This window comes from Vibrio sp. QJM3NY_15, from assembly GCF_057785995.1.
Window position 1 is genome coordinate 502,247 of record NZ_CM173518.1, and the last position, 24,690, is coordinate 526,936.

At 41.3% G+C, this 24,690-nt stretch carries 19 protein-coding genes and 2 pseudogenes; 11 read left to right on the forward strand and 10 right to left on the reverse strand.

The window, feature by feature from the left end:
- Positions 1-108 precede the first annotated feature (108 nt).
- Together AC3CKG_RS18720 and AC3CKG_RS18725 are read left to right on the forward strand one after the other, a co-directional pair.
- Entirely contained in the window at positions 109-1,017 is a 909-nt protein-coding gene (locus AC3CKG_RS18720) for a DMT family transporter (protein WP_099165882.1), read from the forward strand.
- A gap of 208 nt (positions 1,018-1,225) precedes the next feature.
- Positions 1,226-2,743, forward strand: a complete 1,518-nt coding sequence (locus AC3CKG_RS18725; RefSeq protein WP_102351843.1) for a DUF1254 domain-containing protein — start codon at positions 1,226-1,228, stop codon at positions 2,741-2,743.
- Between the two features lie 179 nt (positions 2,744-2,922).
- Here the strand turns inward: AC3CKG_RS18725 and AC3CKG_RS18730 are convergent, their stop codons facing one another.
- The 3 genes from AC3CKG_RS18730 to AC3CKG_RS18740 form a co-directional block, all read right to left on the reverse strand.
- On the reverse strand, positions 2,923-3,831 hold the full coding sequence (locus AC3CKG_RS18730; protein WP_488529773.1) for a LysR substrate-binding domain-containing protein: 909 nt from the start codon (positions 3,829-3,831) through the stop codon (positions 2,923-2,925).
- A gap of 251 nt (positions 3,832-4,082) precedes the next feature.
- Positions 4,083-4,478 (reverse strand): RidA family protein, encoded by a 396-nt coding sequence (locus AC3CKG_RS18735; RefSeq protein WP_081279881.1) that lies wholly within the window; start codon positions 4,476-4,478, stop codon positions 4,083-4,085.
- The gene (locus AC3CKG_RS18740; protein WP_102280308.1) at positions 4,475-4,786 is read right to left on the reverse strand and encodes a putative quinol monooxygenase; all 312 of its coding nucleotides are present in this window, start codon (positions 4,784-4,786) and stop codon (positions 4,475-4,477) included. The genes AC3CKG_RS18735 and AC3CKG_RS18740 overlap by 4 nt, the downstream gene beginning before the upstream one ends.
- 113 nt (positions 4,787-4,899) lie before the next feature.
- Here AC3CKG_RS18740 and AC3CKG_RS18745 point away from each other — a divergent pair, with 113 nt between their 5' ends.
- The 4 genes from AC3CKG_RS18745 to AC3CKG_RS18760 all read left to right on the forward strand — a co-directional run bounded on the left by AC3CKG_RS18745 (position 4,900) and on the right by AC3CKG_RS18760 (position 9,540).
- Complete coding sequence (locus AC3CKG_RS18745; protein WP_102351846.1) at positions 4,900-5,802, forward strand: LysR family transcriptional regulator; 903 nt, start codon at positions 4,900-4,902, stop codon at positions 5,800-5,802.
- A gap of 265 nt (positions 5,803-6,067) precedes the next feature.
- On the forward strand, positions 6,068-6,985 hold the full coding sequence (locus tag AC3CKG_RS18750; protein WP_488529774.1) for a DMT family transporter: 918 nt from the start codon (positions 6,068-6,070) through the stop codon (positions 6,983-6,985).
- A gap of 246 nt (positions 6,986-7,231) precedes the next feature.
- On the forward strand, positions 7,232-8,077 hold the full coding sequence (locus AC3CKG_RS18755; RefSeq protein WP_102351848.1) for a helix-turn-helix domain-containing protein: 846 nt from the start codon (positions 7,232-7,234) through the stop codon (positions 8,075-8,077).
- 86 nt (positions 8,078-8,163) lie between these two features.
- Positions 8,164-9,540 carry an MATE family efflux transporter gene (locus AC3CKG_RS18760; RefSeq protein ID WP_488529775.1) on the forward strand — a complete coding sequence of 459 codons (1,377 nt, stop codon included), beginning with the start codon at positions 8,164-8,166 and terminating at the stop codon, positions 9,538-9,540.
- Positions 9,541-9,627: 87 nt separating this feature from the next.
- Here AC3CKG_RS18760 and AC3CKG_RS18765 read toward each other — a convergent pair.
- A pseudogene (locus AC3CKG_RS18765) lies at positions 9,628-10,467 on the reverse strand (MFS transporter); the annotation flags it as partial.
- Positions 10,468-10,879: 412 nt separating this feature from the next.
- A pseudogene (locus tag AC3CKG_RS18770) lies at positions 10,880-11,011 on the reverse strand (UvrD-helicase domain-containing protein); the annotation flags it as partial.
- 354 nt (positions 11,012-11,365) lie between these two features.
- Between AC3CKG_RS18770 and AC3CKG_RS18775 the strand changes: the two are divergent.
- The 4 genes from AC3CKG_RS18775 to AC3CKG_RS18790 all read left to right on the forward strand — a co-directional run bounded on the left by AC3CKG_RS18775 (position 11,366) and on the right by AC3CKG_RS18790 (position 17,363).
- Entirely contained in the window at positions 11,366-12,538 is a 1,173-nt protein-coding gene (locus tag AC3CKG_RS18775; protein WP_372126850.1) for a hypothetical protein, read from the forward strand.
- A gap of 128 nt (positions 12,539-12,666) precedes the next feature.
- A complete protein-coding gene (locus AC3CKG_RS18780; protein ID WP_016800696.1) occupies positions 12,667-13,263 on the forward strand; it encodes a tyrosine-type recombinase/integrase in 597 nt (198 codons plus the stop codon).
- 1,487 nt (positions 13,264-14,750) lie between these two features.
- Positions 14,751-16,625, forward strand: a complete 1,875-nt coding sequence (locus tag AC3CKG_RS18785; RefSeq protein WP_488529776.1) for a PIN-like domain-containing protein — start codon at positions 14,751-14,753, stop codon at positions 16,623-16,625.
- A 363-nt stretch (positions 16,626-16,988) separates the two neighbouring features.
- Positions 16,989-17,363 carry a regulator gene (locus AC3CKG_RS18790; protein WP_488529777.1) on the forward strand — a complete coding sequence of 125 codons (375 nt, stop codon included), beginning with the start codon at positions 16,989-16,991 and terminating at the stop codon, positions 17,361-17,363.
- A 219-nt stretch (positions 17,364-17,582) separates the two neighbouring features.
- Here AC3CKG_RS18790 and AC3CKG_RS18795 read toward each other — a convergent pair whose 3' ends face one another.
- The 5 genes from AC3CKG_RS18795 to AC3CKG_RS18815 form a co-directional block, all read right to left on the reverse strand.
- The gene (locus tag AC3CKG_RS18795) at positions 17,583-20,030 is read right to left on the reverse strand and encodes a S8 family peptidase (RefSeq protein WP_488529778.1); all 2,448 of its coding nucleotides are present in this window, start codon (positions 20,028-20,030) and stop codon (positions 17,583-17,585) included.
- 21 nt (positions 20,031-20,051) lie between these two features.
- Positions 20,052-21,044 carry an AAA family ATPase gene (locus AC3CKG_RS18800; protein WP_488529779.1) on the reverse strand — a complete coding sequence of 331 codons (993 nt, stop codon included), beginning with the start codon at positions 21,042-21,044 and terminating at the stop codon, positions 20,052-20,054.
- Between the two features lie 550 nt (positions 21,045-21,594).
- Positions 21,595-21,801, reverse strand: coding sequence for an antitoxin Xre/MbcA/ParS toxin-binding domain-containing protein (locus AC3CKG_RS18805; protein ID WP_065099927.1), 207 nt, complete (start codon positions 21,799-21,801; stop codon positions 21,595-21,597).
- Positions 21,802-22,220: 419 nt separating this feature from the next.
- A complete protein-coding gene (locus AC3CKG_RS18810; RefSeq protein ID WP_488529780.1) occupies positions 22,221-23,600 on the reverse strand; it encodes a DEAD/DEAH box helicase in 1,380 nt (459 codons plus the stop codon).
- Entirely contained in the window at positions 23,594-24,106 is a 513-nt protein-coding gene (locus AC3CKG_RS18815) for a hypothetical protein (protein WP_488529961.1), read from the reverse strand. The genes AC3CKG_RS18810 and AC3CKG_RS18815 overlap by 7 nt, the downstream gene beginning before the upstream one ends.
- Positions 24,107-24,220: 114 nt before the next feature.
- Here AC3CKG_RS18815 and AC3CKG_RS18820 point away from each other — a divergent pair, with 114 nt between their 5' ends.
- Positions 24,221-24,541, forward strand: coding sequence for a helix-turn-helix domain-containing protein (locus tag AC3CKG_RS18820; RefSeq protein ID WP_488529781.1), 321 nt, complete (start codon positions 24,221-24,223; stop codon positions 24,539-24,541).
- Positions 24,542-24,690: the final 149 nt, after the last annotated feature.

The window sequence follows — 24,690 nt, forward strand, 5'->3', positions numbered from 1 at the left end:
TATTAGTCTTGATTACTTCAAACTAGTTTAACATAAAGATACTTTACAACCACATGATCTAAGTATACAGTTCACACAATTAGTTATCTTAACGTAAAGATATTTCATATGAACATATTACTCGCGATGATCCCCGCGTTCTTTTGGGGAACAACTTATGCAGTGACGCAGTTTACTCTTCAGGAATGGCCTCCTCTGCTACTTGGTGCTTTACGCGCCTTGCCTGCTGGCTTATTGCTGCTTGCAGTAAAACCTAGCCTGCCAAAAAAAGGCGAGTGGCAGATCATTTTCACCTTAGGTCTGATTAACATCGCAACCTTCTTTGGCCTGATCTTTGTGATGGCACTAACGCTGCCTTCGGCGATTTCAGGTGTGGGTATGATCTCCGTACCTGTGTTCGCGATGATCTTCCACTGGGTGGTTAAGAAACAGCGTCCGCACTTGATTCAAGCCTTGTCTGGTATTGGCTTAATCACCTTAGCGTGGATACTGTTCGACCCAAGTCAGATCGCCTTGAGCCCAATCGGTTTAGGTGCAATGTTTGCTGCAATCATGTGTATCGTCATCGGCAGCAGTCTGACTAAGTCTCTCGGTAACCGCATGCATTGGTGGAAGGTGTTAACGTGGCAGCTGATTCTGGGTGGTACGATTTTGTCTGTCGCTTCAAGCGTTCATGCGTTCATCGACCCGCAACCTTATGTTAACGCTGTCACTCATTTCGATACTCGTAATGCGATGGGTCTATTGTGGGTGATTGGGCTAAACACTGCGCTAGGTTACGGCATGTATGTGTGGTTGCTACAACGTATGTCAGTAGTTGATTTTACTTTTGGCGGTATCGCTAACCCTGTTGCGGGCATCGTGACAGGCATGGTGTTAATGGGCGAATCGTTTACTCCCACTCAATACTCATTAATGACAGGCATGATCGTAATGTCGTTGCTACCGCAACTTATCCTCGCAGTAAGACAAACCAAAACGGTCAAACCCGTTACGCAAAGCAAAGTGCAGCAATAAGCTCGCACCGTAATAACCGAACTCAACAAGCCCGCCCAGTGCGGGTTTTGTTTTATCTGACCAATCTAAAGCCTATTTTGGCAACCTACTTAGTAACTACACCTTAAGCCTTCGATTCAAAGCTCATTTTTGAGCCTGCAACGTATCAGATATGTTTTTTCAACTAACATAAAGTAAGCGCATCGAAACAAAACTTAAAGGTGACACCATGATTACATCGAAGTTGAAAGCACTTGTGTTAGCGAGCAGTATCTTCATATCACACCAAGTACTTGCTACGGAAAACTACAATACTGAGATTCCTCCAAGCATCATGACTCCAGATACCGTGCAAACCAGCATCGGTGAATTGAATTTTAAAGATGGTGCACCAACGGCGGAAACCGCACAAAAGCTTTATGACAACCTCGATACACTTCGCTCAACAGAGGTGTTTCTCAACGCGATTCCTATGGCATCTGTAGAAGCGCTGCGCCTTGGGCACGTTGAATTAGGTTCAAAGTCATCAAATCAAGTCGTTGTGTTCGATAAACTGATGGATTCCAACCCACTATTCTTAACGGGCAATACCGATACCGTTTATGCCTCTGTCTTCCTCGATTTAGAGAAAGATGGACCAACAGTCATTGAGGTTCCTGAAGGCATGGGCCCAACGACCGTTAATGATGCATTCTTTCGCTTTGTCACCGACTTAGGCATTGTCGGACCCGATAAAGGCAAAGGCGGTAAATACCTAATTCTGCCTCCTGGCTATGAAGGTGAAGTGCCGGAAGGCTACTTTGTTTCGCAGTCCACCAGCTACACTAACTGGTTTATTGCTCGCGGCTTCTTGAAAGACGGTAAAACCGATGCGGCGATGAAAGCCTACAAAGAGAAACTAAAAATCTACCCGTTAGCGAAGAAAGATGATCAACCAAAAATGGAGTTCATCTCAGGTAGTGGCAAACCGTTCAATACCATTCATGCGAACGACGAGCATTTCTACAAAGAGATAAAAACGGTATTGGATAAAGAGCCAATCTCGTTTATCGACCCAGAACTGCGCGGCTTACTATCGAGCATTGGTATTCAAAAGAACAAGCCTTTTGCTCCTGACGAACGCATGCAGAAGCTGATGAAAGATGGGGTAGCGATTGGCAACGCAACGGCTAGATCTCTGTACTTCCAACCACGAGATGAAAAAGCCTACATCTATGATGATCGCCTATGGAAAACTGCATTTATTGGTAAAGATTACCAATGGTTAGTCGACAAAGGTGAAGGTGGACGCAACCTAGATGCTCGAACTTATTTCTTCTATGTTGCAACAGTAAACACACCTGCGATGGCACTTAAGCTTATCGACAAAGGTTCACAATACGCGCTGATTGATCAGGCGAAAGACGGTGAGTATTTCGATGGTAGCCAAAACTACAAAGTGAATATTCCTGCGAATGTTCCTGCGAAAAACTTCTGGTCCGTGGTGGCTTACGACACGCAAACTCGCTCAGAGCTGCAAACGAGCCAACCATTGCCAAGTAAGAATAACCAGCGTGATGACTTTGTCGAAAACAAAGATGGTTCAGTCGATTTGTACTTTGGCCCGAAACCACCAAAAGGAAAAGAAGCAAACTGGATTGAAACCGTACCGGGTAAAGGCTGGTTTGCGATTCTGAGATTATATGGACCACAAGAAGCATGGTATGACAAAACATGGAAACCAGGAGATGTGGAACACGTTGAGTAATCTACTTCGCTCTCAAATAATCTATTTCCCGTAAACTAAAAAACGCGCCTTCATTAGGCGCGTTTTTTGATTCTCTTTAATTGGTTTTCTATCTGACTCTTAGTTGATAGTTGATAGTTGATAAGTTTTTAACGCTCAGCTACCAAAAGATACAATATCGATTCACCTTTCCAGTTCAATTAAATCGCCTTTAAGCAAGTCGACAACAGTCCTTCAATACGTTTAACAACCGGGTGTTGGTAGCAAGCACGATGGTATTGAATCCCCACATCAAAGAAGATTTCCTCACCTTGGAACACTACGGGGATTTTAGTAAGCCCACTAAGTATCGATGCATCATTCATATTGAATCCAATAAACACATATTGGCTCACTTGAGCACACTCTAATGCTGAAAATACCGAAGCAACAGTAAGCTTTTGTTCTAGCTTGATACCAGTCCGTTTTCGTAGACGCTCATAGTAAGAGTTGCCATCTAGAGTCCCCATCGATACACGAACCGTATCAAAGTTCTCTAGTTGAGTGAGGTCTATGTTTTTATTGTCAGCGAGTGGATGTGAGTCCGCCACATAAGCAAACAGGGCAAGCGACCCCACTTTCCGTTCTACAAGATTATCATTAAGATCATTCGGGTATCCTGATATTCCAACAGCAAGAGTGCCTGCTTGGGGATACTCAACCCCTTCTAACGACCAGTCCATCATGGATATTTTAGGATGGTAGTCTGTGTTGGATAACCCTTTAAGCAGCGGTACCGTCAATAGAGTGCTAAGAGGATTGGCAGCATGGAACACATACTCGATATTGGCATCCGTTCCCTCAAACGACTGAGAGATTTGCTGCGCTTGCTCTAACTGCTCAAGTGGCTCTTTCACCACCAGCATCAACTGAGTGGTAAACAAAGTCGGAGCATAATTTCCCTTTGTCGCAATAAACAATTCATTGGCAAACAAATCACGGCAATCGGCTAAATGTCGGTTGAACGTCGCACGGCTAATATCTAAGGTATGACAAACCTTAGCCTGAGATTGCTGATCATAAAGCAGGTCCAAAAAGCGATATAAGTTTAAGTCGATGGTGTTCTTCAAACATCCTCCTAGTACCACGCTCTGCGTATTCAATCAGTATGGCGCTGAACAAAGTAAACTTTCAATACTCAATGCTATAACTTTGCTGCCAGTAGCATTTTTCACGCAAGTGTTCTCCAAATGAAAATGTCAGCACGCTAAGGAATATGTCGCACATTGGTCATGATGAGCCCCTTTATGGTCTAATCGAATAAAGGGGCTTTTTCTCCATGTCATGATATTTCGTATCAATTGAGCACACGGTTAGCTACTTAAATCAATTTTGCTGCTTCGGCTTCAATTTCAACTTTCCATCGCTCATCAAAGAGTCCCTGAACAAACAGTAATGTTGTTGGAAGCCCGCCAACATCGAAAGGCAATCGCTGCTTTGCGGCTTGATAGTCAGACATATCATTCCGATCAACCAAATAGAGCCTTACACTGATTAGATCTTCCACATCCATTTGGTTTGCCTGAAGCACTCCTCTCAAATTTGTCCAAGCCAATACAATCTGCTCTTCCGCACTTTCAGCCACCATACCTTCATTATCTATCCCTAGTTGCCCAGCAATGTGCAACCGCATTGAACCAGCGGGGATCAACGCACATTGATGATAATTAGCGGCTGGAGCTGGAACGGTAGAAGGGCTCCATATTTTATTCATCATTCCACCTCAGGTGTAGTGACGATTTTAGACATGACGGTGATAGCTGGCATATCCGTAAGCATCGCGCCTAAACGGTCAAAATCACCGATGTTTTTGCGCCAAGCAATGTATTCATTGAAATGAGCCGTACTTTCCCATTCTTCGAATAAAACCAAGGAATTTTCAGACAAATCTTTTTGATAAAGCTCCGCAGATAAGTTGCCGTTAAAAGTACAAGTATCTGGCAATATTTCGTTAAAAAACTCAACGATTTCTGCCGTTTTATCTTCAGTATGGCTCAAGGTAAATTGCACTAAAATAGTCATCATTCTCTCCATTATCTTATTTTTGTAAGGTACGAGGAGAATCTTACTTGTTTGTTAAAATAGATAAATACCGTAGAATTTCAAACATAGTTCGATTTAGTGAGACAATAACCACCATGAAAAACGAATTACATCGCATGCAAGTATTCGCCCAAATTGTAGAATCGGGCTCCATAACGAAAGCGGCTGATAAGCTAGGCCTCTCAAAATCTGTTGTTAGTCATCATTTACAAGGGCTTGAGCAACACCTTGGTGTGAAATTAATCACTCGAACAACACGTCGCCAATCCTTAACCGACGCTGGACAACGTTTTTATCAACGATGCTTGGAAATGCGAAAATTAATGTCGCTTGCGGAAGAAGAAGTGCGCGAGTCCTGTTCTGATTTTGCTGGCACTATCACCATCACTTCTCCACACACACTAATGACAAACCTTGTTGGCCCAGCAATGTGCGAATTTATGAAGAGCCACCCTCGTATAGAGCCTCAACTATTGGCCAGCGACATGCGCTTAAATCTTATCGACAAATACATAGACCTATCGGTCACAGTTGGAGATCTTCCTGATTCAACATCTCGAGCCATCAAGCTCGGAGATCTTCAGCAAGTTTTATGTTGCCATCCTGATTACCTGACCAAGGCACAAATTCAGTTGCCCATCACATCAAGTGATCTTGCCGAATACGACTACATTGCCAATCAATGGGAAGGTATCAACAGTCAACGAAGCTTTGAAACCCATAGAGGCAAAGTAAATACCTACCAATTCAGAGCAAACAGAGTTGGAGATAGTGTCCCAACCATACGAATGATGGCTTTATCGGGGTTAGGGATTGCCTGTTTACCTAAACAAGCAATTGAAGAAGACTTGAGAAAAGGGACATTGGTAAATACCTTACCTAAAGATCAGGTTCTTGAAGCCCCTTTCTATATCGTACACAACTATGGATTACAGGTGCCAACCAGAATTCGAGCCTTTATTGAACACCTAAAAAAACACGCTGAATCTTATTCTTAATCTCTTTCAACCACATAATCATAATCCGCTGAACTGACGATTTATCGTTCTGCATTAGACCTTACAAAGAATAATGCCTTTAACAAAACTCATTTTCATGGAAAAATTTTATACGTAAAGATTATATTATAGATTTAATTTCCACAAAAACCTTCAATTAGAGACAAAAAGACAAAATTTTTCTCCGACTACCTACTTATACTGTGCCACGTCATTAAGGCGCTACAAGCCTATGATTTAAAATAATTATTAAAGAGTAGTCACCATGAATTCGAAGTCGCTAACTATCTTGCTTTTTGTCTCTGTTTGCTTAATTTGGGGAACCACTTGGTTCGCTATGGAAGTGGCATTGCATTCTATCCCACCTATTTTTGCCACTGCTTTACGCTTTCTACTCGCAGCACCTCTGCTTGCGGTATTAGCGAAAGTCTTTAAACAACCTTTGCTATTTCCGAAGGGTAAGCGTCAATGGCTGCTCATTGTCGCGCTGATGTACTTCGCTATTCCGTTTACTTTAATGATCTACGGTGAGCAATACATCTCTTCTGGTTTGGCATCGATCATTTTCGCGAACATGCCGGTTGCTGTCATGCTGATGTCTGGCTTATTCCTAGGCCTGCGCTTGGCGAAGCATCAAATCTTCGGCTTGATCACCGCGGTTGTCAGCCTATGTTTAATCCTTGGCACCGAAATGCAAATGGGTGGCGATGACTACCTGATTGGCACGATTTGTTTAGGCCTTGCTGTTGCCATTCATGCAGTGATGTATGTGCTGGTTCAAAAGCACTGCAAAGGGATTGAAGTTCTAACCTACAACGCCGTACCAAGTTTGATTGCTGCTCTATTCTTATTCGCCGTTTCAGCGATGGGTGAAAACGTGAATGTTGAGTCTTTCACTTGGGATTCAATCTCAGCCGTGGTTTACCTAGGCTTTGTAGCAAGTGTTGGCGGCATTGTGGCTTACTTTAAATTAGGTCAGGTTTCGACACCGTTCCAAGCGTCTATCTGCTTCCTCATCTTCCCAGTTGTTGCTCTACTGATCTCTTGCTACGTCAATGGTGAAGTTCTATCTGAACAGTCTCTGCTTATGATGATCCCTCTGCTTTGTGGCATCTTGCTAACCAAGGCACCGAAGAGCATCTTCAAACTGCGTTCTTCGCTAAAAACGGCAAGCTGCAACTAAGCGCTATTTAGCTGATATATTAATTCACCCTAGAAACTCGCAATGAGCTTCTAGGGTTTTGCTTAGAGAACGAATTGCACTCGCAATGTTGATCACATACTCCTTTCCACTCCCCCAGTTTGTTTCACCACTATCACGGCTCACCAAGTGAATGACTTAACCGTCGCTATCGACTACATTAGAACCAGCTAGAACAGTCGGCTATTGCCTTCCCTGCAAAGCGCAGGTCTTCAGCATAGGAATACCATGAGAACTCCCATTAAACACGTTCGCCTAATCAAAGGTCAGCCTTGTCGTGCGACTGAGCTGTCTAAAAATGATGACGACGCGTTCTTAGAACCACACAGGCATGAGTATTGGGAGTTGGTGTGGTGCGTGGATAATCTGGGTAGCCAAAGTATTGATTTCGTCGACTACGACAACAAAGTCGGACGTATTTTTACCATTGCTCCCGGCCAGGTTCACCGTTCTGAACTAGTGGGAGAAAATGCTCGTTTACTGGTATTTACTCCTGGCTTTGTCAAAACCAATCATCGCAACACACAGCTGGTCGATACCGTTTTTGCAATGCATCAAAGTCGTCCTCCCTATTTGGACTGCAACGAAGAAGGCAACCGCTACCTGCTGCCTATTTTCACCATGATCAAAGAAGAGTGTGATCGAGAGGACAACGACTGGGATTTAGTAGAATCTCTCGTTAATAGTTTTTTGCGCTACATACTACGCTTCGCAACCCAGTCCTCATTGAAAGGCGAAGTGCGCGACAGCCGAGTAAACAAGGTTGTTGACTTGATTGAACAACATTACACAACGCACAAACATTGCGAGTTTTATGCGCAAGCACTGTCGATAACTAACAAGCGCATCAACGAAATAGTCAAAGCGGAACGAGGTAAAACGGTCACTCAGTTAATCCATGATCGAACCATCTTGGAAGCGAACCGAGAATTGATCTTTTCGACCAAGACAATTAAAACCATCGCCTTTGAACTCGGCTTCGAAGACCCCGCTTATTTCAGTCGTTTTTATCGTGGGCAGATGAAAGAGTCTCCTGCAGAGTTTCGAGCTCGATGTGCAGATAGTGCAACATAACACGCAGATAATCCCTTTTTAGAATCCAATTAAGTTCGGATAATTCTCCCTCTTTATTTCATCCAATTTGTTGGGAGCTTTCTGGAATGGGCATCAACCTCAAAACCGATCCGATCTCAAAATCCTTTTATCAATACCTTTGGCCCGCACTAACGGGCATGGTGATCAAGTCTCTTTTTATCATGGGAGATGCTTGGTTCGTCGGACGCGGTGTTGGCCCTGATGGGCTTGGTGCTATCGCTCTAACCATCCCTGCTTTCTCAATATTTACCGCTATCGCGATGATGGTAGGTATTGGCGGTGCGGCTCTTATGTCTATTGAAGTCGGTAAAGGAAATACAACGTCGGGTCAAACCCTTTTTAGCCAATCAATGCTCAGTACCGCTGTGCTTAGCACCATTTCAGTCAGCATCGCTCTGTATTTTCTAAACGACATGATTGCATTAATGGGCGCTTCTGGTTACATGGCTGAACTGACTCACGATTACCTGTCTGTGATGCTGCCATTCTTTGTGTTGTACTCATTAGCTTGGGTCATGTCGTGCTTTGTTCGGAACGATACCAACCCAAAACTGGCGACTTACGCGATGTCGATAGGTGCTGTCGTTAACCTAGTTTTGGACTACTTCTTCGTCTTAGAATTTGGCTGGGGCATGAAAGGGGCAGCCTACGGTACGGCAATCGCACAAGGTGTTATCGCTTGTATTCTATTAAGCCACTTTGTACGTAAACAAGGCACCTTGGAACTGAGCTTAAAAGGGATTGGTTTGGGCAAACTGCCAAGCATCCTAAAAATAGGTACGCCGACATTCTTCATTGAAGTAACCGCAGCGATGACAATCTTATTGTTTAACTACGTGTTGCTGCATCAGTTTGGTGAGAATCATATTATCGCCTATGGCTTAACAGCAAACATCGGGGTATTCGCCCTGTTTGTGATGGTCGGAATCGCTCAAGCCTGCCAGCCAATCATCAGCTTTAATCATGGTGCCAACCAGCCAAGTCGTATCGAAGCGATTTTTCGCTTAGGTTTAAAAAGTGCAATTGGCAGCGGTTTAGTGTTTATGGTTATTGTGTACCTGTTTGCTCCTCAAATCGCAGCCCTCTATTTGGGTGAATCAAGTGATTTGATTGCACTGTCATCAACCGCATTGACGTTCTTCTTCTTTGCTGTGCCGCTGATGGGCATCAACTTAGTGATCGCCAACCTATTTCAGGCAACAGCTAAACCTAAACAAGCAACACTAATATCCCTTGGGCGCGGCTTTGTGTTTGTCGCCTTGGGCATCATGATTTTGCCAAAGCTATTCCCAGAACAAGGAATTTGGGCGAGTATCCTGTTCGCGGAAACCGTAACAGCCATATTCAGCCTGAGCATGTTACGCAGCTACAAGAAACGTTTTTCAGGCTCATTAGAAAAGCAGGTGGCACAGGACATAGGACATAATCCGTTTAGAGCATAACGCTTCTTGATCATCAAACAGCGCATACAAAAAAGCTCCAATATCGCTATTGGAGCTTTTTGTTTATCTCATCAAATTGAAAACAACTTAGCGCCAGCTAAACATCCGGACTTCGTTACCCTCTTCAGGCTTCTTAGGAATGTTTAAAGACAGCGCCAGAGAAACCACTGCCATTGCTGCACCAATGTAAAAAACTGTCGCAGGGGAAGACAACCAAATCACACCAAACGCGACTGGAATAACAACCGCTGCAATATGGTTGATGGTGAAAGAGACACCCGCGGTTGAAGCCATATCAGCAGGGTCTGCTATTTTCTGGAAGTAGGTTTTGATCGCCAATGCCAACGCAAAGAACAGATGATCGACAACATACAGCGCGGCTGCCCACTCCGCCGTTTGTACTAAAGCATACCCAACGAACACACCAATCAAACCAACATACTCAAAAATCAGCGCCTTCCGCTCACCCACCACACCAATAAATTTACCAATGCGTTTTGCGAACAAGAAGTTAAATAAGTAGTTGATTAAGAACAATAGCGTTATGTCAGCGGCTGAGTAACCGAACTTCTCTACCATCAAGAAGCCTGCGAACACCGTGAAGATTTGTCTTCTTGCGCCACTCATAAACGTTAGCGCGTAGTAGAGCCAGTAACGCTTCCTCAACACCAGTTTTTTATTTTGCTGGGTCTTGGTTTGAAATTCAGGAAAACCAAAGGTCATCACCAATACTAAAATGAAACCGATGCCCCCAGTGATGCCATAAACCCATGCAAAATCAAGCTTGAGCTGTTCTAGCATAACCCAAATTGAGCCATAAGTGATTAACGAGGCCAACGCGCCAACAGAGATCATCTTACCTAACATCTCTGGCGCTTCTTCTTTACTCAGCCATTGCAGTGACAAAGACTGCTTCAGCGTTTCAAAATCACAATATGGATAGCACTTTCACTTAAAATTGAGCGAGTGAGTGAGTGCAATGTGCCGTATTGCCGCCGCTGCACCCATAGAGCTATGCAGAACAAGCTTTACACAAAATGTAACTATCGTAAAGGTTGCTCAAATTACAGTTGAATAGGAGTCAAAATATGCGTTTCGTAAAGGTTAGTGGCTTTGCTGACGTCAACGATAAGTCGAAAAGATCTACAAGATAACGGTTACGCTTGTGCGAGTTACTTAGTTGGCAAGTTACGGCTTTAAAACCTTCTCTGCTACCAACGATATGGCAATCACTCTCTGCTCTTGTGATTGCCGTATACAACCACACTCTATCAACTATTTGTTCTTTTTTGGTGCGATATGGGAAGGAAAACTCACTTAGGGTCTATTAGTGGCAAATGTTAACTAAATAACCTGCTTTTCCGACCACAACTCTTGTTTTTCCTGTACCTGCTCCAGCGAGTAGAAGGTTATTGTCGTTATCAGTCACACAAGCAATTCTCTACTTGTTTGTAAGAGGGTTCGATTCAACTGTCGGAAGGCAATATATTTTGCTCGATTCCAATAAGCTTGTCACATAACCTCTGCTAGTGCACTCGGCAGAGGTTATGTGAACCGACTATAGCAAACACGTCTTTGCCCCATTTCTTTTCAGCGTGAAAGTTCACTCACAATCTGTGATTGTACGTTTTCCTTACCTGTAGTTATCCGAGGGAGTGTCGAAGTAAGCTTTTTAAAAATCATGCGTCATTTTGCAATCTAACACCCAACACCTCTCATTAACCTATTGATTATCAATTGAACTGTGATTGGGAAGGCTGCATGATAGGAGTATTAAAAAGCGGCTAAAAGCCGTATAAAAAGCGTTATACCCTCCGGAGGAAAAATGGACTTTAATGAATCAAATAATCCTAGCGTAGATAGGTTGGTTACTATGTACGATACATTAAAAAGTCTAGGGATATTACCTACAGAGCTTGAACGAGATGCGTCTGTATTGTCTGTGATCAAAAGTTTTAATTCATTATTTAAAGATCAGGCTTGGGTGCTAAATAATTACTTACCGCTAGCGTGTTGCGAAGAGGCTGTGATGTTAGCTCTGAGCGAAAAGTTTTCTCAAGCTGAGGATGTATTGATTAAAGGGGTTGATGAGGGACTTTCCCTTTTTATGCAACATTTATCAACGGCTAAAGAATTTGAAAAACGTTCAAATATTCTGAGCAATGCAAAAGAACTGCAGTTGCAGAAAAATTATGGTGCAGTTGTCCCTCTCTTGTTAATCGCTATTGATGGTATCTCCAATGATATTAGCAATCTTGGGCTATTCGCCCAAGAATCGAACATAGGCGTGTGGGATTCTATATGTCAATATGATGATGCTTTTACGTATTTACAAAAAAACTTTCTGACCAAAAGTCGAACAAAAACAAATTTCGATGAAATATTCGTTCCTTTCAGGAATGGAATCTTACATGGCAGAGATGTGAATTATGCCAATGCGAGTGTGTCAGCTAAATGTTGGAATATATTGTTTGTATTACGTACTTGGTACCGTGATAAAAAAGATGAGTCTTACAAAAGGCGTAAGCTCGATGCTGAGCAACATGTTTCGAAAGAAAATGAAGAGTTGACGAACTACTTACAGAAGTTTGATAAGCGTGAGAATGATCTTTTATTTATTGAAAGAACAGGCGCATCAGAAGTCGCCAATACTTTTTTTGACAGTTGGCAGCAAAAACAATGGGGTAAGATAGTTCCCCATATGTACCATCTAGTGGGGAAGCACCGAGGTAAATCAGCGAAAGAAGTCAAAGAAACATTCGATAATTTTGAGTTGCTTGAATTTAAGTGTTTAGGGGGACGCTGTGATACACCTAGTAGTGTGGTTTTAGATGTATATGTGGCTATTTCTGTGAGAGCGGAAAGAGAGGAGCATCAGATTGAACTTTGGTTAAACTATTCATCTGACGATCTTCTACCTTTACCTATAAATCATCCTGATGGTAGTTGGGGTATCCTACAAAATTCACTGTCAAAAATACTGTTTGGACGGGTATAACAAACGTTTAAGGTTTCAAGATACTTTTTCTAATCCAAATCTCGCACGTTAGAACCCATACTCTAACGTGCTTTTGTCCAAAATCCTTCCAACTACAATCGTGATGACCAATCAAAAAGGAGGTCATCATGGTGGTTTTCAACAAAACGAAGCGTAGTGGCGTCAAAAAACCTTTTCGGCTTGAGGAAATTTGGCGGATCAGAACCAGATTAGAAATTGAAAATAATTTGATGCAACTTGCGTTGCTCAACTTAGCAATTGATAGCAAGCTTAGAGCGAGTGACTTACTCGCTCTCAGAATTTGCGATGTATCTTCGCAAGATAGGATATTTAATCGCGTTAAGCATATCCAACGAAAAACAGACATTGAAGTTCAATTTGAGATAACGTCAAGAACTCAACAAAGCCTAATGAAATGGATTTTGATTGCTTCACTAAGCAGCCGAGATTTTCTTTTTCCAAGCCAAAGACGTGAGCATAAAGCTATAAGCTATTCGTACTATCGCTCTCTAGTTAGGAAATGGGCGTCAAACCTTGGATTAGATCCGAACCTGTATGGCACTCATTCGATGAGACGAACGAAAGCGACACTGGTCTATGCAAAAACTAAAAATATTCGAGCAGTGCAGCTTTTACTGGGACATACAAAGGTAGACAACACGATCCGCTACCTTGGTGTTGAATTAGAAGATGCATTGCTACTTTCAGAAGGCACTGATTGTTAGTCGAAATGAACCCTATTTAATAGGGTTCACATTGTCATCGACAAAGTTATGTCCGAAACCTTCATAGGATGAATTTTTACACGTGGCACTTACTAACTCAAAAGTGCCCGTGCGACCTGAAGTCGTATGAAGCGTTGTTCACCACGATAAGAGTGAACCTCCTGTATCACCAGGTGACCCTAGGATCCTGAATAAAGTAGCGGATCCGACAATGTAACGAAACTCGGTCGTTAGGCTGAGTGGGAACAGAATCGCGAGAAGACGTTCCTCCTGATAACCACAAATCGGGTAAGTGCTAGGGCGTCAGTATGATGAACATATGTGAATCCATATAAGGTGCGTTATGTGATGAAGCAGCGGAAGTGGTTAATACGCTGTGGCCAAAATGGCAATGAGAGTCGGAAAGGAGTTGGGCAGTGCCCTTTCGTGATTGTTGTACTCTTCGCACTAGAGTGGGCATCTAACCTGACATTTTACGCGACATACGGAACAGGGTAAGCCTGTATCACTCCTCCTTGGAGGAAAGCTGTCTGCGAAGGCAGCCGATAGTGGTGCAGGTAGAGGATGCTGGAGAAAGCTAACGCTGTATTGTAATGATGCAGATACAGACTGATGTCTGACACGAAAGTGAGCCCACTTCCAGCGGGTCTCCCGTTGCAAGATGATTTGAGGAACTTTATTAAAGGAGAAACGCAAATGATGACTTTATTTAAGGTTAGTGCCTCTCCTTGCCACTATCAATCGTTATCCTTTAACTGTTTGATAGTAAGTATTGAAGCCTCAAATGTGCATTGCAAAATCTGCCTTAATGGCAGGTGGGTAACGTAGTATGCCTTAGTGGAGGCTTGAGCCCAGTGCAGTGAAAGTTGCACGCTGGGTTCTAAGGAGAGCGGCACTCGGTAACGGGTGTCGCCTATCCGACCCAAACGTGTCAGCACCAACCCTACCCAGATTTGATAGTGCTATTTTTGAAATACTTGAACTAATGGCAGGCAAAAGGCAAAACCTGACCTTTCACTCCTCTAAAACCTACAAAGTAATACGGGGCAAAATTATCATAAAAGAAAACATATTATGGTTGGTCTTGTCTGAGGAACTCTATAAGTAGTTCAGTACCTAATTCTGCTTTGTGCTGTTTGTTGCTTTTATCTAAGGGGGGTGTACTGGGAAGCCACAGGGTGTAATTATTCTTTATTGCTACGTAGCGCCATGGGTAGATGGCAGATATCTAACGTCAAAATGGTTAGAACCGCTTCCTCAGATCTGTCTGCTACAATTTGGCTTAGTTACTCATAATCGTTTTTCTTCTACTCTTGAGCTGGGCATATTTAATGTATCATTACGAATGAGAATGCTGGGTGGCTAATGTTTTTACAGAACTTACTAGGAAACACAAAAATCAGAAGCATAAACCCCAAAACTACTAGTATCTTATTTAATAACAATGAGTTAGCATGGTGCATCTTGTTTTACATGTGGATTTTTAAATGCGATTAGGTCATCACAGTTTTAATAAAACCATCGATGAGTATCACAAAGAGATAGCTGATGAAATCTCAAACGAAAAAACTCTAATTCTTATCGACACAAATATTCTATCTTATCTATTTAAACTTCACGCAAATGCACGAAACGAGTTCTTTACGTGGGCTAAATCTGTTATTACGCAAAAGCGTTTATTTATCCCTGAATGGGCTGCTAATGAGTATTTAAACCGGGTTACAACTAACAGGTTAAATGATTACAGTCACAAAAGCGTTAATCCAAAAACAGCAAAAAAAGCCTATGATGCACTTTATGAGATGGCTTCATTATTCGTAGATGATAAGTTGTTGAAGGAGTCTGGGCACACTGAAGACCGAGAAAAATATTTAGAAGATTTTAAGAAGACTATCGAGTCTTTAGATAAATACACAAAACCGTTTAATGCACAGTTTAATACCGGTAATGTACACAATGAAATCGTAGAACACTTTTCGGATTCAGTCTTAAAGTCGGACATTGCAAGCATATGTGCAAGAGCCTCAGATGAAGGAGATGCTCGGTATGAACATCGCTTACCTCCAGGGTTTAAAGATAGCCACAAAGGTGAAAACCGCTTCGGTGATCTCATTATTTGGTTTGAGATTCTTGAAAAATCCAAAGAACCCAATACCGACTTCGACTCGGTTCTTTTTTTAACAAACGATGAAAAGTCAGACTGGGTATATGCTCCTAGAGAAATAGTGAAGTCTATTGGCGGTGAGCGGAAAAATATACCAAATAAAAATCCTCAGATTCGAATTGCTGACCCAAGACTTGTATCTGAGTTTGAACAAAATACAGGACATTCAAAATTAATCATTTGTAACCTAGCAACATTAATTGAAAGTCTTTCGAAGAATGGAGATTCTAAAAAATTCAAGAATATTGCTGGTGCTATTCAGATAAACATACAAGAATCTACCTTCGAACCTAATGATGTACCAGACAGTGACCCTGATAAACCAGAAGGCGGTCTTGATACTGCAGAAGGCGGCCTTGATACTCCAGAAGGCGACCTTGATATTCCAGAAGATGCTCTTGACGTACCAGAGGATTCTGCAGAGCCGGTGTATTCTTGTGAATACGATATAGAAGCCCTACATGATCGTGATTACCAAACTGATGCACCTGGTATAATCAACGAAATAATTCAAGATCTAAAGAGTTACAACTGGTATACACAAAATCCGGCAATTTTACGAATTAGCTCTCTTGTCGGCGACCAAGTCACGCCATCTTCTTACTTTGTTTTAGGTAGAAATATCTATCAAGCTGCGTGTGGCAATTCGGTTAAAGCGATGGAATACATTTCATCATTATCCAGTCGATTAGATAAGTTTAACAACGAAAACGCCAATCACATTCTTTCTGGAATGCTGTTTGAGATCTATTTCGATTCACAAGGGAATTACCGAATTGACAGCAAGTTTGAGTCTGCCGATAAGGTCTTAAGTTTAGTCGTCAATGATAAGTACCAGAACGCAAAGGAATTTATTAGAACTAAGCTAGAAGAGGAAAATCGAGTTCAGCCATTTTATCTTCCAGGTGATATCGAGAAGATGACTCTTAGTATCAGCTTTGTAGACGGCGATTCTGTAGGTGAAAGCCTTATTACTTCAATAAAACTAGACAATATTGAACTGGTGAAGGATGCAGTAAAACCTGTATTTCATTGGGGGTATAGCAACGCAATAGAACTTAAACAAGATGTTGCTGAAAATTTTGCAATACCACTATGGATATTAAAACTCGCAACAGACGTAGAGTGGCCAACTGGCAGTATCGATATTGCACAAGGTAAAAAACTAGCATCTATTGAAGATCTTATGGGTAGTTAGGTTTGAATAACTCAAGGCCAAGAAAATTCTTGGCCTTTTGTATGTATAAAAATCATAAGTTAGTTAGCTCACTACTTCCAAAACGAATGAGTTAAAGAGAGCGCACTGTGATAACAAGCTAATTGAGCGGGGGTTGCCTTACAAAAAGTTATTCATAGATGGTTAATTTAGCAAAGTAGCTGACACACTTTTGTCCATAAATGAGTTTCAGGAATTCTAATATTAATGATTCATGAATAACTTTTTATAAGGCAAGTTTGCCAATTAATACGCCTTTGTACAGTGCGCACTTTGTCTGATTATGTTTAATTGTGTATATCCGATGAAATAAATACAACCTATTGCATATATAATTTTTTATCATTGAAGTATCGCGAAATGAGTAAGAATTACATTTTTCGAGAGTTAGAGTGTCAAATGACTAAGGAAGAGGTTGCTGAACTGTGTTTTAAATCTGTGAGAACTGTCATAGGTTGGGATGAGGGAAATCAAATACCGCCAGAATGCAAAAGACTCATGCGTACGGCCAAAGGTCGGGAACTAAGCAATAGTAAAGACTGGGAACAGTTCAAAATGTTATATGACCGAATGGAGCTGCCGACTGGCCAAGTAGTGAGACCTCAACAAATATTGGCCGGAATTGCTCTATTGGGAATTCAGTCTGAATTAGAAATCAAGACTTCAACTCACTTACTTGGGTTAGCTAGATCGTTAGCTAACATTAAGAAAAGGGATTAGAAAAGTATGGGGTTATCAATGCGAATTCAAACTCTAAGCCATATTCGATAACACGGTAGCCTTTTGCTGATAAGGTTAACTTGACTGGCGCAAAGATAGACCTTGTTTAGTGAATTAGCCAGTCCTCCTTTTGGGTCATATCAAGGGGAAGGAAGCCGAACCTTTATCAAGAGGGTTCGGCTTTTTATTTGATTAGTGATATTTAATGAAAGGATTTTCTCAAGTTTTTATTACGTTAGTAATTTGAGTATCAATATCGATGATATTTTGAATTTCGTTATAAATAGCAAGATTATTTTCTGGTGTTTCTATTGATACCACCAAACTATACTTAGCCACACTTGATTGTCGATTTTCAGATTTTAGTTCTTTCCACCAACCAGAAACAGGGAAGATAGCTAAATATTTCTTCTCAGATAGTTCCCTAGCGGTTCCAGACCAAGTATCTGAGTGAATTGAGCCATTGCTTCTTAACCTCTGACCTAACATCCATTGAGATGAATCACTTTCAGTTTTATCTATGTGAGGGTTGTCATCTCGGTACTGTTTGTTAATACGTGATGCAAATTCTTCTTGATTTTCTTCAGCTGAGTTAAGTTCAAACCTTAAACCATGAGAACAATATTTATACTTGTTAGCCCATCCTCTTTCGCCGGGGTTTGGTTCGATAAAATAAGATAAAGTTACTTTTAACTTTACAGCCTCATCATCAAGTTTTGCTAGTTCATTCGATGGCCATGGTAACGAATACAATGCCATTTCATTCATCTTTCCATCTGATGTATAAGGTTGAATTGTGTCCTCTATAATCAGATTCACATTGCGGTCACCACTACGTAGAGCCTTGGTTAAATTTGGATACCCATACCCACCGAGCCTTAGAAGTGATTCGACATCGGATTTATTTTTAAATGGACTAAATCGTGATTTTAATTTTTCGGGCCATTCCGCACTGTGGACAACTAACGCACGTATTGTTTCAGGCCAATAGTCAGGATATTGCGACCAGACCTTTGAAGTAAAGTGAGTCGCTAAAGCTGTTGCGGCACTAGTTTCTCCAAAATAGCTAAAATATTCACCACTAGAGAAGTCATGTGATATCGCTAAAATACTTAAATCTTCGAACTCGGAGCTGAAATCAGAAATCGGATCATACCCAAAATTTCCCCCTTCAAATACAACCTCTGGCTTTAGTGGTGATGACTTATGCCAAGAATGACTTGATGTTGACGTAGGCCCAATATCTGACAGTTCACTAAACAGCTCATAACCAGATTCATGTAATAATGCCTCACTCGACCAATAACCAACAGTCAAAGCGTTATAAGCGTTAGCTGGTTCTTGGATGGTTGCATTTTGGTTGGTTGTAGGAATGTCTCTTGGTGAATTCAACAATAAGTTGCCAGCAGATACAACGAATAGCCTCCTTATAGGGTCATCAGGACTTTCTGAAGCTAATTCATCTACTTTTGCGGACCAACTCGAAGGGGCTCCCAACAATGAATAATCCGCGGATGTTGTCGCCAACGTGTAAATACGATTGTTGGAGGGGTTAATTGAATCAATATTATAGACAACATCGCTTGTAATTAACCCATACAAATCTGGGTCGTTCTGGCTAAACCCGGAGATGATCTTTCCTGACTCAATTTTCCCAGTGATCTCTATAGTAGAATTGTTTAGTTGATGCTTCAAATCCCCAAGTACCGAAGCGCCAGCCATCCATGTCCCATGTCCAAATTGATCGCCCGCGGGCCAATTTGGGTCGTATAAGACCTGTGAGCTAGATTCGGAAATTGAAACTAACAAAGGATGTTGAATGTTAACGCCACTATCTAAAATACAAATTGGTACCGCGTTTGGAGATACTTCATATGACAAATTGCTTTGCCAATCCAACTGTTCTGTCACTGGTGCGGATAAATAATCTGAGCAAACAGTTGCCGCAGGTCTAACTTCAACTATCAAATTGCTTAGCCGATGAAATAGCTCAAGTTGTGTAATAGTACCAGTTACGATCTTAACTACTCGGTCTTTAAAAGTAATACAGCCATTACCGATGGATAGAGAAGCAGCTCTGTTCGCGATCTCAATTTTCCTTTCAATTTCGTTGGTATTGGATTCTTTTGAGCTAAACCAGAGTTCAAAGTTAAGTATTGAGTTGGCGTCAGTAGGTAAGGGCTTAGTACTAAACCAAAGTTCTTTAATAGATGTTGAGGAGATCTCTGAAATAGATTCAATTAAAGGTTGGTTCTTAGGGCGGTTAGATGCTGATTCCTCGTGACCATATTGCGTTATTTTTTCAGAGAACTTCTCGAGGTTCTTGAGTGGCAAAGATATGTTTGCAGTACATACACCATCGATGGTGTTTACAGATAATAGTTCGATAGTTTTGTTGTCTAACGACTCAATCTTCAGCCGACTTGGATTACGTACATTTTCCTTAACAGAAAGCAACACATTATCAGGTGTGTTCTCCTTACCAACGATAACCGCAGCTTTTGCTAATAAATCTTTGCTAGAAACAACGGCATTGTCGAACGAACTTCTGATTTGTTGATAATGTAAAGCTCTGTTAGTTCTAAAAGGTTTGTTAGGAATTACGGGGGATACAGCTCTATAATCTAACAGAGATTTGGATGGATTTAACTTTATGTGTTTTTTCATTTAACCTAGCCTAGGTATATATCAATTTTGATATGATTTTCTTTCATTTAGTAATGATATTAGGTCGCTTTGTTCTACTTTTTGTATGTTATTAATCAAAGCGGATTTCACTGCATCATCACAGCTTTTCTTTATCTCTGCATAACTTAAACCATTAGCTGCTGACACTAGCTTATCAGGATCATTTAAGTTCAAGTCAAAAGCGATAAATCGCGATGAGATAAGGTCCATTATTGAGTCGTTGGTCGGGCGAGCGTACTCAATAACGTCATCAAACCTGCGGTATAGCGCATGATCGAGTATGTCTTTATGATTCGTAGCTGAAATGATCAAACTATCAGATTGGTGTTCGTCCAATAATTGAAGAAATGTGTTTAAAACACGTCTAACTTCTCCAACATCATTAGTTACACTTCTCTTTGTGCCTATAGAGTCAAATTCATCAAATAGGTAGACACCTTTATGAGTTCCTATGTACTCAAAAATACTTCTTAATTTGGCAGAAGTTTCCCCCATGAACTTAGTCATTAATGAATCCATTCTTACTGTAAATAATGGTAAATGCAGTTCATGAGCTATTACACTAGCAGACATAGTTTTTCCGGTACCAGGAGGTCCGAAAAGTAGGAGGTGTCTTCGAGGAACAAGACCGTATTGTCTGATTTTGGTTGAGTTTCTATTTTCATCTAGAAATCTCACTAGCTTAGCTTCAATATCTTGAGACAAGATAATGTTCTTAAATGTAAGCGTTGGATGACTTACAGTAAAAAGGTCATTAGCGTGCGAGATGTCAATTCTGGATGAGTTCGAAGAAACAACCTCAGGGGCAATTGACTTAGGGGAATTGAGTGCAAGCTTGGCGTTTTCTACAAGGTTACGTAATTCTTCAGCAAACTTAGTATGACCAATTTTCGACTCATGCGCTGAAATTTGTAAGACAACGGACAAGAATCGCTTCTCATCTTTTTTAATGAAGTGTCTTACTAACTGTTTTATCTGGTTTGCGCTTGCCATGGTACATCTCAATATCACCGTAATAAACTGTATTATAAGCAACTATCAACAATTTCTCTCCCTTTAAAAGTATAATTTTTTGAAATCGACTGGATTCTTTTACTATCTAAGATCGAAAGTACGTAAGAGCTTATAGGCGCTATAACGTTTGTTGTTAAAAGAATAGAGAGAAAGTGCAACGCAGCCTATACGTTAGGTTGAATTTACCCCCGTGATACAACACGGGGATTAACAACTAACAGTATTAGAAGAATTGATAACTTTTAGTAAGGTAAAACCAATAAACAGGATATGAATGAGTATTTACTCTGTCTGATAATGGGGCAAAGACGATTTACGAAACAACTTGTTTCGCATTTTTGCAAGACCCTCTTACAAAATTTAGGTATTAAAATTTGTCCAACAGGCTGTTTGGACAATTCGGGCATGTAAGGGTTGTTGCAAACTCTGCAACTACTAAGGATTCTTCGGTAGTTGGTCACTAGCTAATCCTATGGGTTTTACTGTGGCCCCTGAAACGCTTTAGGGCAAAAGTTTGTAGCAACAAAGCTCACGAAAACACTCCATGCTCTAAACGGCCAATCAAATTGAGTACAGCCTTGGTATCTTCGGCTGTCGAAAGCATATCAATTGGTCGTTTGTTACCAAGTCCTCGAACTGGGTGCTTAAGCCAGTGATTAGCAGCTTCTTCACTACCAAACAGTGCTAACGCAGCCTGAAATACTTTATCAAAATTCTTTTTGGTCTCTTTATTCACCTTAAACTCCGCCCAAATTTATATGATAAGTCCTATACACCATACCTACATCAGGAAAAGTTGGTCAAATAATGATTAGCGAGCGGATAGATAGTAATGAACTCAGCAATAATTGGGCAAAGACGAATTACGAAACAACTTGTTTCGCATTTTTTCAAGATCCTCTTGCAAAATTTAGGTATTAAAATTTATCCAACAGGCTGTTGGATAATTGGGGGTTGTTGCAAACTTTGCAACTACTGAGGATTCCTCAGTAGTTGTTCATTAGCTAATCCAATGGGTTTAACTGTGGCACCTGAAACGTTTTGGGGTATTTTTGAGCTAGCAGGATTTACTAACTCTTTCGAGCCAGAAGCAATACAGAATCGAAATGCTGAATTGATATTGAATCAAACGAGTTGGTAAAGCAATAGGCCTACTCAAGAAGCCAAAAATGCCGATATTACCCGCTGTCTAAAAGTTCCAAGCCGAAGCTCATCAAACGCGCCAAATGCGACATCAATATTCTCAGTGTTCCTTGTCGTGCTATTCCATACAAGCTTAGAGCTAAGTCCTCCTCGCTCTTCTAGCAGCCCCTTTTCGCTCAGACGGTTGCGCTTAGTATCTGGCTCGGCTTCTACAAACTTTTCCCACTTTGCATATATACACGACTCAGGAATATCTTGTTCAATCCTTTCTGCATAGTCAATCAAGCTTTGTTCAGCAAAGGTGAATAACCACGCTTGTTGATTTGTTGCGCCGTTCACACGAAGAATTCGCCCGAGCACCTGTCTGAAGTACAATTCGGTTTTGACTGAACTCATGTGACAACACACTTGAAGGCGCGGAATATCGGTCCCCTCACTAATCATTCCAACGCTAACAATCCATTGAGTATAGCTTCGTCTATAACGTTCAATCTCTGCTAAAGGCTCTTCATGCCGATAGGTCACTATTGAGACCGATTGAGCATACTTTTCAAAAAGTACCTTTTTAATTGTTTGTGCGTGCTGAACGGATGCAGCAACAATTAACCCTCCAGCCGTCGGGGATCGTGAACGGATTTCTTCAAGCTTTTTGCAACCCAATCCAAGTAAGTACTCCATTGCATCTTCATTATGAATGATGCTTTGATATGAGGCCTTAGTTTGCTTAATCATTTCCAATATTGAAGAAAAAGACTCCACTTTCTCATCGTTCGTCACGGTCAAATGTTCATTATCAACCAAAACAATCTTAGGGGCTCTGCAAACCTTATCGCCGATTGCTTGTTTTAACGTGTATTGATAATCAACCAAAAGTATTCCGTCAGGATCGCCGTACTGTCCCAATACTATCGGCAAAGAGTCTGAACGCCACGGAGTCCCTGAAAGAGCAAGGGTATACGTTGCGAGCCCTTGAATCTTTGCAAGGACTTGTTGCCCCCAAACATTCGCATTTTCAATCTCTGTACCAGAGCAGTGGTGTATCTCATCAAAGACCACAAAAACTCGATGATTTCTTAGCGTCAGCCAAAACTCCTCATTTAGAAATTGAATCGACTGATAAGTGAGAGATCGTCCAATAGAACCTAACCCTCCATTAAAGGTACAATTAAGAATCTGTGAAAAGGTTTTCTTTATTCCGCTTGAAACCGTTAAAGAAGGTGAGAAACATAATACAAGGTCGATCTTGCCCTCTTGCATCAACCTTGAAGCAACCGTCGCAGCCAGTACCGTTTTTCCAGCCCCTGGAGTTGCTTGGCAGAAGAAGTGCTGCTGGTTTGAGCTGTATTTCTGTAATGCCTTCTCTGAGCATTCTGCCTGCCATGGCCTTAGCACGATTGGTTGTCCTCACAAAGTGTTTTGAGAACACTGGTGAGTACATTCACTCTTCCTAACAACTGCGCTGAATGCTCTCTTGCTTGCTCAAGAAGTGGAAGCAACCTCGGCTCGAGTTCAGGAAAGCGGCTACAGAGAGATTGATACTCATTAATCTCCCCAAAAACAATCTCTAGCTCACCTTTGTACTGATTGCGTTCGAGCCTTAATACCGAGTAATCCGACAAGGTGGAAAAAGTAACCTTAGTGTTGTCTGATGCAGTATCGATTTGAAGACCTTTAAATAAGTCTGTTTGAAAGTATCGTTTCTGCTGCCCCGTCCCTTCAACTCGAAGGCAATTGTTCTTCACCAAACGAAGGAGCTGTCGATAAACCTTACGACGAGCATCATCCAGATCAACATAGGAGTCATAAATCGAAACAAATGCATCTCTTAGCTCAACAACTAAAAAACCATCCATCTCTTTTTCAATCAATAGGTTGTGCATTTCATCACTGATTTTCAATGAACGCTTCATGTACCGCATACACCACTAAAATACTAAGGATTGCTTAGTATACAGAAATCAGTAAAACTAAGAAAATCTTAGTTACCGTGAGATCAGAGAAATGAAACTTAAGTGCCATTCGAAAACCCAATTCCAAGGCGGCTCAAAGAAGCCCGCAAAAAAGCAAACCTCTCTCAAAAAGCATTGGGAGCACGTATAGGTATGGATGAAAGCTCTGCTAGCCCAAGAATGAATCAATACGAGAAGGGTAAACACACCCCAGACGTACAAACCTTAAAGCTATTGGCCGATGAACTAGGTGTGCCTTTAAGTTACTTTTTCTGTGAAGATGCAAGCGCCGCAGAACTAGCATGTATTGTTTCTCAAATGACAGAGAGTGAGAGGAAAGAATTAATTTCATCATTGCTAGCCAAAAGTAAACGTGAAGTCTAGTTGCATATTCAGACTTAGATTTGGTCTGCGGAGTGACTAAATAGGTACTATTTAGAATCTTCCTTTACTGTTTCTTGTTGGCAGAATTCAAAGTCGCTTGGTGATCACACATGTATGATAATTCACTGGTTTCTATTGGCGCTAGAACG